The sequence below is a fragment of the Nocardia sp. NPDC004168 genome, assembly GCF_040610355.1.
Lineage (GTDB): Bacteria > Actinomycetota > Actinomycetes > Mycobacteriales > Mycobacteriaceae > Nocardia > Nocardia sichangensis.
Window position 1 is genome coordinate 142467 of the sequence record NZ_JBEXME010000018.1, and the last position, 11192, is coordinate 153658.

The following is an 11192-nucleotide window of genomic DNA, read 5'->3' on the forward strand; positions in this document are numbered from 1 at the left end:
TAAGACATATGTACCAGACGTATGTACTACCGCCTGCCATCACCGAGCTATCGGCCACCTCGGCGACGCCCCGGCACCCCGGCTCGCTAGTCTCGTCCCGTGCGGCAGAAGATCATCCTGGACGTCGACACCGGCATCGACGACTCGCTCGCGCTGCTGTACCTGCTCGGCTCCCCCGAGGCCGAGATCACCGGAATCGCCGCCACCGCGGGCAACGTTCCGGCGGCACAGGTGGCGGCGAACAATCTGGCCTGGCTGGATGTCTGCCACGCGCCGGACATCGAAGTGGCGCTCGGCGCGGCCGAACCACTCGCGATCCCGCTGCGCACCACCGAGGACACGCACGGACCCCAGGGCATCGGGTACGCCGAACTCCCCCGGTCGGCTCGCCGTCTCTCGCCGCGATCGGCCGCGCGGATGTGGGTCGAGCTGGTGCGCGCGCATCCCGGGGAGATCGTCGGCCTGTGCACCGGGCCGCTGACCAATCTCGCACTCGCCTTGCGGATCGAACCGGAGCTGCCGCTGTTGCTGCACCGCCTGGTGATCATGGGCGGCGCGTTCAATCATCCGGGCAACACGACGCCGACCAACGAGTGGAACGTGCACGTCGATCCGGAGGCCGCCAAGGAGGTCTTCGACGCGTTCGCCGCGGCCCCCGCGCAGCGCAGGCCGATCGTGTGCGCGCTCGACATCACCGAGACCATCGAGATGCGGCCCGAGCACCTGGCCCGCCTCGCCGAGCGCGCGAAGAGCTATCCGGTGGAGGTCGTCTCGCCCGCCGATCCGCCCGAAGCCCGCTCGGCGGCGAGCAATCCGATCGTCCGGCACGTCACCGACGCGGTGCGGTTCTACTTCGATTTCCACCACGGCTACGACCTGGGCTACTTGGCCCACATGCACGACCCGTTCGCGGCCGCGGTGGCGCTGGACCCGGCGCTGGCCCGTACCCGCCCGGCGACGGTGGACGTGGAACTGGCCGGAACCATCACCCGCGCGACCACGGTCGCCGACTGGACGGGCATGTGGGGCCGGGAACCCAACGCCGACATCGTGATCGGCACCGACCAGGAGCTGTTCTTCGAGCGACTGATCGCCCGGGTCGGCGACCTCGCGCGCACGGTGCATCCGCCCGCCACACAGGAGGTCCGGTGACCGACGCCGACGACACGACCTACCTGGCCGCCTTCCGCACCCGGCTCGGGCTGCCCGGAATCATCGACGTCCATACGCATTTCATGCCCGACCAGGTGCTGCGGAAGGTGTGGGCCTACTTCGACTCGGCAGGTCCGTTGACCGGCCGCGCCTGGCCGATCACCTACCGCGCCGACGAGCAGGTCCGTTTGAAGACGCTGCGCGACTTCGGCGTTCGCGCGTTCACCGCTCTCGTCTACCCCCACAAGCCGGACATGGCCGCGTGGCTGAACGAATGGACCGCAGACTTCGCGGCACGCACGCCCGATTGCCTGCACACCGCCACCTTCTTTCCTGAACCACCGGCCGCGAGCTATGTGCGGGAGGCCGTCGAACGTGGCGCCCGCGTCTTCAAAGCGCACGTCCAAGTCGGCGGCTACCATCCGGGCGACCCGCTGCTGGACCCGGTGTGGGGCCTGCTGGAGGACGCGCGCGTTCCGATCGTCATCCATTGCGGTTCCGGCCCCGCGCCCGGAACGCACACCGGGCCGGAACCGATCGCCGGTGTGCTGCGGCGCTTTCCGCGCCTGCGGTTGATCGTCGCGCACATGGGCACGCCGGAGTACTCCGAATTCCTGGACCTGGCCGAGGCCTACGCGGACGTGCGGCTGGACACCACCATGGTGTGGACCGATTTCTCCGAGGCCGACGCCCCGTTTCCGGTGCACGAACACGGTAGGCTGCGCGCCTTCGCCGACCGCATCCTGTTCGGCAGCGACTTCCCGAACATCCCACATTCCTACGGTCATTCGATCGAGGCGCTCGAACGGCTGGATCTCGGTGACGACTGGTTACGCCAGGTCTGTTACCGCAACGCGGCGGCGCTGTTCGGCCTCGAATGACCGGTGTCGACCGGCTCGGGTCGCCATGACCGTGAGCCGCTGGGCCGTGCGGGCACCAGCCCGACCGCACCTGCCCGCAGCGGTCGTCACCTACGGCGTCTGGAACGGCCGAAGAACACGCTCTGCCTCGGCAGCGGTCGGCGGCGGCTGCCGTCGAATGCCCGGCGTCGCCGGTGTGTTCGAATATCGGACGTGATCTCGAAGTCGATCGTGGTCGTCGTCCAGCTACTGGCCTGGCTTGCCGCACTGGCCGGGTGCGTGGGGCTCGCACTGCACTTCAGTGGGTCGCAGTCTCGGATGTTGGTCTTGGCGGCTTCGGGTGCGCCGTATCTGATGGGTTCTGCCGTGCTGGGGGCGGTGGGGTTCGTCGCCATGCGGCAGTGGAGCGGTGCGGCGGTAGCGATCGTCGTCGTCGCCATCGCGGCGTGGACGCAAGCGCCGCTGTACGTCGGCCGTTCCGGCGACGCGGACGGGCACACCCTGACGGTGATGCAAGCCAATCTCCTTTTCGACGGAGCCGATCCCCGGGCGCTGGTCGACGAGGTACGCGCGAGGAACGTCGCCGTCCTCACCGTGAACGAACTCACGCCGACGGCAGTCGAGGAACTCGGCCGCGCGGGACTGGACCAGGTCTTGCCGTACCGGTTCGTCTCACCGGGAAGGACAGCGACCGGGACGGGAATATGGAGCAGCTACCCGCTGACCGAAACCGTCGAGTACGACGGCTTCGTGCTGAACCAGCTGTCGGCGACCGCCGACGTTCCAGGCGTCGGCCCGGTCGCGGTGTACGCCTTCCATCCGGTACCGCCGGTGTACGGCACGCGGGTATGGGCCGACGAATTGTCCCGGCTGCGGGTGATTCTCGACCGATCACCCGCGGATCGACCGGTGCTCGCCGGCGGCGATTTCAACGCGACCTACGACCACCGGCAGTTCCGCGCGATGCTGTCCGGCCGCTTCGCCGACGCCGCCGAGCAGGCGGGCGCCGGACATCTGGTCACCTATCCGACCGACAAGCGGTGGCCGCCCCTGGTCGGTATCGACCACATCCTCGTCACCGGCGGTAGCGCGGTCGCGGTCGAGACCGTGGGACTCCCCGGCGCGGACCACCGTGCCTTGGTGGCGCGGATCCAGCTGAACGCGCGATAGGCGTTGGATCGGATCCCGGCGGCTCAGCGGCCGTCGAAGGCGTTCAGCAGTTCCTCGGCGGCGAGCGCGGCGGTGAGGGTGCCGTCGCGGACCTGCTTCTCCACTTGCGCCCGAATGGCTTTCACGTCCGGGTTGTCCGAGAGCCTGCGCAGCAGCTGGTCGTGCACCATGGTCCAGGTCCAGTCCACTTGCTGGCGACGGCGCTTCTCGGCGAACTCCCCGGCGTCGGTGAGCACACGACGATGTTCGAGCACCGTGTCCCAGAACCGGTCCAGGCCGACGCCTTCCAAACCGCTCATGGTCAGCACCGGCGGCCGCCACAGCGCGTCGTGCGGGTGGATCAGCCGCAGCGCGCCTGCGAGTTCCCGGGCGGCGGCTCTGGCCTCGACCTCGTGTTTGCCGTCGGCTTTGTTCACCGCGACCAGGTCGGCGAGTTCGAGCACACCCTTCTTGATCCCTTGCAGCTGGTCGCCGGTCCTGGCCAGGGTGAGGAAGCAGAACACGTCGACCATGTTCGCGACGGTGACCTCCGACTGGCCCACCCCGACGGTCTCCACCAGGATCACGTCGTATCCCGCCGCCTCGAGCAGCACGATGGTCTCGCGTGTCGCCTTGGCGACGCCGCCGAGCGTGCCCGCCGTGGGCGAGGGCCGGATGTAGGCCTCGCGCTGCACCGACAGCCGCGCCATCCTGGTCTTGTCGCCGAGGATGGAACCGCCGGTCCTGGTCGAGGACGGGTCGACCGCCAGCACCGCGACCCGGTGTCCCCGCTCGATCAGATACATGCCGAGCGCGTCGATGAAGGTCGACTTGCCGACGCCGGGAACGCCGGTGATGCCGACGCGGTTGGACGGCGCGCCCCCCGCGCCCGCCTCCGGCGTCACTTTCAGCAGCAGCTGCTGCGCCAGCGCACGGTGATCGGCCCTGGTGGATTCCACCAGCGTGATCGCCCGCGCCAGAGCGGCACGCTCGTCGGCGCGGACCGCCGCGGCGAGGGCGTCGACGTCGATCGCCCGGCGCGCGGTCACCTTCGGGGTGTCGCGCGCCGGGGAACCCGCTTCGCTCATTCCGTCGCGGCGGAATCCGCGGCGCCGCTGCCGAGTTCGTGACCGAGTTCGGCGCCGAGCTTCTTCAGCAAGTCGATCGCCGCGTCCGCGATCACCGTGCCGGGCGGGAAGATCGCCGCCGCGCCCGCCTGGTAGAGCTCCTCGAAGTCACCGGGCGGGATGACGCCGCCGACGATGACCATGATGTCGGGGCGTCCGACATCGGCCAGTGCCTGCCGCAGGGCGGGCACCAGCGTGAGGTGGCCCGCCGCCAGCGACGACACACCGACGACGTGCACATCGTTGTCGGCCGCCTGCTGCGCCACCTCTTCCGGGGTCTGGAACAGCGGGCCCACGTCGACGTCGAAGCCGAGGTCGGCGAAGGCCGTGGCGATCACCTTCTGTCCCCGGTCGTGGCCGTCCTGCCCCATCTTCGCGACGAGGATGCGCGGCCTGCGGCCCTCGGCCTCGGCGAATTCCTCGACCAGCTCGCTCGCCTTGGTGATGTTGGTGACCTTCCCTGCCTCGTCGCGGTACACACCGGAGAGGGTACGGATCTCCGCCTGGTGGCGGCCGTATACCTGCTCCAGCGCATCGGAGATCTCGCCGACGGTGGCCTTGGCCCGTGCCGCGTCGATGGCCAGCGCGAGCAGGTTGTTCGCCATGCCGCCCTCGGAAGAGGCCGCGGCGCGGGTCAATTCGGCCAGCGCCCGCCGTACCGCGTCGGGGTCGCGCTCGGCGCGCAGGCGTCGCAGCTTCTCGATCTGCTCGGCGCGCACCCGCGAGTTCTCGACCTTGAGGACCTCGACCTGCTGGTCCTCTTCGACCTGATACTTGTTGACGCCGATCACCGGCTGCTGGCCGGTGTCGATCCGCGCCTGAGTGCGCGCGGCGGCTTCTTCGATGCGCAGTTTCGGGATGCCCTCGCCGATCGCCTGCGCCATGCCGCCGTGCGCCTCGACCTCCGCGATATGCGCGCGGGCGCGGTCGGCCAGCTGGTGGGTGAGCCACTCGACGTAATACGAGCCGCCCCACGGGTCGATCGGGCGGGTGGTGTTGGACTCCTGCTGGATCAGCAGCTGAGTGTTACGGGCGATGCGGGCGGAGAAGTCCGTGGGCAGCGCCAGCGCCTCGTCGAGCGCGTTGGTGTGTAGCGACTGGGTGTGGCCCTGGGTGGCTGCCATCGCCTCGATGCAGGTGCGCGCGACGTTGTTGTAGGCGTCCTGCGCGGTGAGCGACCAGCCGGAGGTCTGCGAATGGGTGCGCAGCGACAGCGATTTCGCGCTCTTCGGGTTGAACTTCGCGACCAGCTCACTCCACAGCAGGCGCCCGGCGCGCAGCTTGGCGACCTCCATGAAGAAGTTCATGCCGATGGCCCAGAAGAACGACAGCCGCGGCGCGAACTTGTCGACCTCCATGCCCGCGTCGATGCCCGCCCGGATGTACTCGACGCCGTCGGCGAGGGTGTAGGCCAGTTCCAGGTCGGCGGTCGCGCCCGCTTCCTGGATGTGGTAGCCGGAGATGGAGATCGAGTTGAACTTCGGCATCTTCGCGCTGGTGTAGGCGAAGATGTCGGAGATGATCCGCATCGATGGCTTCGGCGGGTAGATGTAGGTGTTGCGGACCATGAACTCTTTCAGAATGTCGTTCTGAATGGTTCCGGCCAGCTGTTCCGGCGCGATGCCCTGTTCCTCGGCGGCCACGACGTACAGCGCCAGGATCGGCAGCACCGCGCCGTTCATCGTCATCGAGACGCTGACCTGGTCCAGCGGGATGTGGTCGAACAGCTGGCGCATGTCCAGGATCGAGTCGATGGCGACGCCCGCCATGCCGACGTCACCTTGCACCCGCGGATGATCGGAGTCGTAGCCGCGGTGGGTCGCCAGGTCGAACGCGACCGACAGACCCTTCTGGCCCGCCTGCAGGTTGCGCCGGTAGAAGGCATTCGAGTCCGCTGCGGTGGAGAAACCCGCGTACTGGCGGATGGTCCACGGCTGGTTGACGTACATCGTGGGGTACGGACCGCGCACGAACGGCGCGACACCGGGCACGCTGTCGAGCGGATATCCTGCGGCCGCGATCGCGTCCCGGTCGGCCTTGGTGAACACCGGCGGCACGTCGATGCCTTCCGGGGTCGACCACACCAGCTGTTCGGGGGCGTACTGGTTGGCCGCCGCGGCCGCGCGCACGTACTCCGTCACCTGCGCCGCGTCGACCGCGGCGGGCTCCGGCGCGCGCTCGGCCAGCGGCACGTCGGCGAAACTACCGATCACGTGCTTGATCTCACGAGTGGTCATCAGGCTCCCACCTTCTCCAGCAGGCCGGACAGCGCGGCGACGGCGTCGATGCGCGCGGCGAGGAATCCGTCCGGGCGTTGCGCGTCGTCCAGGTCGGCGACGGTTTTCGCCGCACCCGCCAGCAGCACGGTGGGCACGCCCGCGGCGCGCAGTTGCCGCACCGCTTCACCCGCTTCCGATCCGTAGCGCGTATCCGAGCCACACAGCACCGCGATCGGCGCCCCCGCTTCGGCGGCCGCCGCGGCGATTCCGTCCACCGCGAGCGGACCCGGATTGATCGACTCGATGCCGCCCGAAGCCAGCAGATTCGCGATGAAGGTGACCCGCACGTTGTGCTCGGCCACCGAGCCGAGCGGCACCAGCAGCGCTTTCGGCCGCGCGCCGTGCTCTGCGAGGTAGGCGTCGGAGCGGTTGCGCAGCTGCTCGAACGCAGCGCCGTAGCGGGCGACCCGGCCGGTCTGCCGCGCCGCCTCGGACAGCGGCTGCTCGGCGAGGTTCGGGAATTCGTTCACGCCGGTGACGGCGGTCTTGCGGTGCGCGACATCCGCGTCGCGAGCGGCCTTGGTCGCCGCGACCCGCTCGGCGAGCAGCCCGGACTCCAGCGCGGCGAGGTAGCCTCCGGCCGCCTCGATCTCCTGGAGGAACTCCCATGCCTTCGCCGCCAGCGCGGCGGTGAGGTCCTCGATGTACCAGGAGCCCGCACCCGGATCCTGCACGTGGCCGAGGTGCGATTCCTCGAGCAGCAGCAGCTGAGTGTTGCGGGCCATCCGATCGGCGAACGCCTGCGAGACGCCGAGTTCGCCGGGCGGCAGGGCGGAGTCGAACGGCAGCACGGTCACGGTGTCGGCGCCGCCGATGCCCGCGCCGAACGCGGCGAGCGTGGTGCGCAGCATGTTCACCCAAGGGTCGCGCTGACTCATCATGGCGGCCGAGGTGACCGCGTGCTGGGGCGCGCCGCCGAAATCCGGTGCTCCGCAGACCTGCGCGACCCGCGCCCACAGCCGCCTGGCGGCACGGAACTTCGCGATGGTGGCGAACTGATCGTCGGTGGCGGCGAACCGGAACTCCAGCTGTCCCAGCGCGTCGGCGATGTCCAGGCTCTCCGTCAGCGACCGCAGGTAGGCCAGGCCCGCAGCGACCGCCGCGCCCAGTTCCTGGGCGTCGGAGGCGCCCGCGTCGTGGAAGACGGTGCCGTCCACGGTGATCGCACGCACCGTTTCCGGTCGTCGCGCCGCCTGTCCGGCCAGTGCGACGGCCTCGGCGAGACCGGTGTCGGCCGGTCCGGCGAAGCGGCTGGTCAGAGGCGCGGCGCCGAGCGAGACCCGGATGCCATCGCGCGCCGGCGCGGTGTAGCCGTCGAGCGCCGTGAACACCTGCGCCGCCGCGTCGGCGACGTCGCCGCCCGCGTCCAGCGTGAGCGGGGCGAGTTCGAAGAGCAGGCCGGTCAGGGCGGTCGGCAGATCCGCCACCGGTACGCCGCGCTCGCCCGCACCGAGCCAGATCGCGCTGATCCCGTTCTCCAGCGCGGCCAGGATCTCGCGGTTCGCCACCGCGGCGTCGCGCTGGGCGAACCGGGCGCTGACGAACCAACCCCGGTGCACGTCGCGAGTGGCGTCCCGGCCGCGAACGAAGGGGAACGTTCCGGGCAGGGGCTGCTCCGGCAGCTCATCGCGCCGGGTGTAGAGCGGGGCGACCGTCAGCCCGTCATAGGTGGTCTCGTCGAGCAGTCGCTCGGGCTCCTCGGGAAGTTCGCTGACATCGACGCGGCGAGCCTTCGCCAGCACCCCGGCAACACCCTTGCGCCATGCGCCGTATTCGGGCACCGGGTCGGCCCCGGGATCTGAAGCAATCGGCATAGCTTGCTGTTCCTCTTCCTCACCACGGGCGCACCGCCAGTGCGCGCCCGATACCCTCACATTCGCCCAGCTCAGCGACTACTTCGGTTAACGGGCATTCGTCCCGCTTCCACTGATGCTAGCGGGCGGATTCCCAGCCGGTTGACCCTGCCCGCCACTACCAACCGGTAACCTGTCGCCCGTGACGAGGCTGATCCGTGACCCGCGTATCGTCGCGCTGATCGTCGGCGCGGTCGCGCTGTTCGGCGCGGCGCTGCTGGTCCCGCTGCCGTCGCCCCGCCAGGTGCAGGACTGGGCGACTTCCGTCGGCCCGGTCTTCCCGCTGCTGTTCTTCCTGGTCCACGCTCTGGTGACGGTGGCGCCGATCCCGCGCACCCTATTCACCGTCAGCGCCGGACTGCTGTTCGGCCCGCTGCTTGGCATCACGCTCGCGGTGAGCGCGACGACCGTCAGCGCGGCCCTGGCCATCGTGCTCATCCGCGCGCTCGATCGCAATCAGGTCGCCGCCCGGCTCACCCATCCCGCGGTGCGCGCCATCGATGAACGTCTCGCCCGCCGCGGCTGGCTGGCGGTCGGCTCGCTGCGGCTCATCGCGGCCGTACCGTTCTCGGTGATCAACTACTGCTGTGGCTTGTCCTCGATCCGGTTCTGGCCGTATCTGTTCGCCACGGTGCTGGGTGTACTGCCCGGCACGATCGGCACCGTCATCCTCGGCGACGCGCTCACCGGGACCACCCATCCGGCGATGCTCGCGCTGTCCGGCGCCTGCCTCGCGGTCGGACTGGCCGGTCTGGTCGTCGACGCGCGATGGAAGACGACAGCCCCCGCTTCGGTAGACATCGCCGAACCCGTCGCGGCTGCCGACTGAGCAACGCTCGATCCGTGACCGATTCCACCGGAACCGGGGTCACGTCCAGCATTCCCGCCGCGCAGCCCGACGGGGATGCGGGAAATTCAGCGGTGCCGAGAACGAGGATGAATCAGTAATAAGGGACTAAGCGCCCGTCCGCTCTCCAGTGCACGGTTCGCGTGCGGCACCGCAATTGACACTACAACCGCGCCATCAATTGACACTACAACCGCGCCATCGCCGAATCGGGCCGCAGTGCAGTTCATCCCCTACCGCGTCGCATAAGCCTCTGCCGTGACAGCTCCGCGCACCGGCCCTTATCAATTTCGTAAAGTCGGCAACTATTTGCCGCTCTGCATCGTGGTTTAGGTGTACGCGAACGAACCGGTCGGCTTAAACTGATTTCCGGTCGGGTCTGGAGGCAAGGTGATGACCGTTCAGCGACCGCAGTTCGACCCCGACCGTGGATCGAACACCGCACCGGACGTGTCGCCACCAGAGCCTGTACCGCTGTCAGCCGGACAGCGGGGGCTGTGGCTGGCGCAACGCTTGAGTCCGGACGTCCCGATATGCGAGGCGCAATACGTCGAGTTCCACGGCGAGCTCGATCGTGAGCTTCTGCGTTCGCTGATAATCCGCGCGGGTCACGAGTTCCAGTCAGGGTATTTTCGGCTGGTCGAGGTGGACGGCACCCCGCATCAACTGTTCGACCCGTCACTGGCTTCGACGGGGCCGGTAATCGATACGCGTGCCGAACCGGATCCCATGGCGGCGGCATTGAAGTGGATGCACGACGAATACACCGCACCGCTGGATATGGCTCGGGACCGGTTGTGGGCGGGGGCGCTTCTGCAGGTCGGCGATCGGCATTACCTGTTGTACAACAGAGCTCACCATGTCGCGGTGGACGGCTACGCCGCGATGACCATGTTGAACCGGCTCGCGGAGTTGTACACGGCCGCCGTGGAGGAACGGCCGCCGGAACCGAACCGGGCGGCGGACCTTCGCACACTGTACGAGGCCGACCGCACGTATCGGGAGTCGAAGCGGTTCGCCGACGACCAGGCATATTGGGTGGACAAACTCGCCGATGTCGCCGATGACGAATCCAGTCTGGCGACCCGCTACGCGCCGCCGCGTGCGGACAGCGTGGTCGCGATGGCCGAACTGCCGACGGCGCTGGTGGTGCGGATCGCGGACGCCGCGAAAGCGCTCGACGCGAGCCCGGCCGCGGTGGTGATCGCCGCGTTCGGTTGCTATCTCGCCCGGATGACCGGCCGGGACGAGGTCCTCATCGATGTTCCCGTCTCCGGCCGAACCACGGCCGTCCTGCGCCGGTCCGGCGGGGTGTTCGTCAACCTCGCGCCGCTTCCGCTCGCACTCGGCGCGGAAGACACCGTCGCGACGCTGGTACGGCGGGTCCAATCCGACTTGGTCGGAGCGTTGCGCCACCAGCGGTGCGGCCTCGCCGATATTCGCGCCGCCACCGGATCGCGCGGGCAGCGGCGGTTCGCGGGCCCGATGGTGAACGTCATGTTCTTCCCCCAGAAGATCCGCTTCGGCGAGTTGACCGGGGACTTCCACATCCTCAGCTCCGGGCCGGTCGAGGATCTCCTGGTCAACCTGTATCAGACCGGAGAACCGCCGCGGACGATCCTGCACTTCCTGGCCAATCCCGACCGCTACACCGGCCCCGAACTGTCCGCCCACCACAGCGAGTTCGTGGAGTTCCTCGACGAGTTCGCCGCCGCGGCGCCGGGCACCGACCTCGCGCGGATCCACCCCGGCAGTGCGCGCGAAGCGGCCCGGATCCGAAGCCGCCGCGACGACCTCGTGTTCTGGCGCGACGCGCTCGCGGACCTTCCGGAGGAGTTGTCGTTGCCGGTGGATCGCCCCCGCCCCGCAGTGGCCTCCCACCACGGCGCCACCACCACCTACACCCTCGACACCGAACTCATCAC

At 69.1% G+C, this 11192-nt stretch carries 8 protein-coding genes; 5 read left to right on the plus strand and 3 right to left on the minus strand.

The features are described from left to right. The first annotated feature begins 99 nt into the window (after positions 1-99). The 3 genes from ABZW96_RS27085 (at position 100) to ABZW96_RS27095 (ending at position 3182) form a co-directional block, all read left to right on the plus strand. Positions 100-1152 carry a nucleoside hydrolase gene (locus tag ABZW96_RS27085; RefSeq protein ID WP_355078443.1) on the plus strand — a complete coding sequence of 351 codons (1053 nt, stop codon included), beginning with the start codon at positions 100-102 and terminating at the stop codon, positions 1150-1152. Further along, positions 1149-2033 (plus strand): amidohydrolase family protein, encoded by an 885-nt coding sequence (locus ABZW96_RS27090; protein ID WP_355078444.1) that lies wholly within the window; start codon positions 1149-1151, stop codon positions 2031-2033. The genes ABZW96_RS27085 and ABZW96_RS27090 overlap by 4 nt, the downstream gene beginning before the upstream one ends. 192 nt (positions 2034-2225) lie before the next feature. After that, positions 2226-3182, plus strand: coding sequence for an endonuclease/exonuclease/phosphatase family protein (locus ABZW96_RS27095; RefSeq protein WP_355078445.1), 957 nt, complete (start codon positions 2226-2228; stop codon positions 3180-3182). Between the two features lie 23 nt (positions 3183-3205). On the opposite strand, the gene meaB is transcribed toward ABZW96_RS27095, so the two are convergent. From meaB to ABZW96_RS27110, 3 genes are read right to left on the minus strand one after another with little or no spacing between them, the layout of a single operon-like run. Continuing rightward, a complete protein-coding gene (meaB, locus tag ABZW96_RS27100; protein WP_355078446.1) occupies positions 3206-4249 on the minus strand; it encodes a methylmalonyl Co-A mutase-associated GTPase MeaB in 1044 nt (347 codons plus the stop codon). Beyond that, a complete protein-coding gene (gene scpA, locus ABZW96_RS27105) occupies positions 4246-6525 on the minus strand; it encodes a methylmalonyl-CoA mutase (RefSeq protein ID WP_355078447.1) in 2280 nt (759 codons plus the stop codon). The genes meaB and scpA overlap by 4 nt, the downstream gene beginning before the upstream one ends. Further along, entirely contained in the window at positions 6525-8381 is a 1857-nt protein-coding gene (locus tag ABZW96_RS27110; RefSeq protein WP_355078448.1) for a methylmalonyl-CoA mutase family protein, read from the minus strand. Before ABZW96_RS27110 ends, scpA begins: the two co-directional genes overlap by 1 nt. A gap of 181 nt (positions 8382-8562) precedes the next feature. On the opposite strand from ABZW96_RS27110, the gene ABZW96_RS27115 reads away from it, so the two are divergent. After that, on the plus strand, positions 8563-9249 hold the full coding sequence (locus ABZW96_RS27115) for a TVP38/TMEM64 family protein (protein ID WP_355078449.1): 687 nt from the start codon (positions 8563-8565) through the stop codon (positions 9247-9249). 411 nt (positions 9250-9660) lie between these two features. Then, positions 9661-11192: condensation domain-containing protein (locus tag ABZW96_RS27120; RefSeq protein ID WP_355078450.1), on the plus strand; the 1532-nt coding region annotated here is incomplete at its 3' end.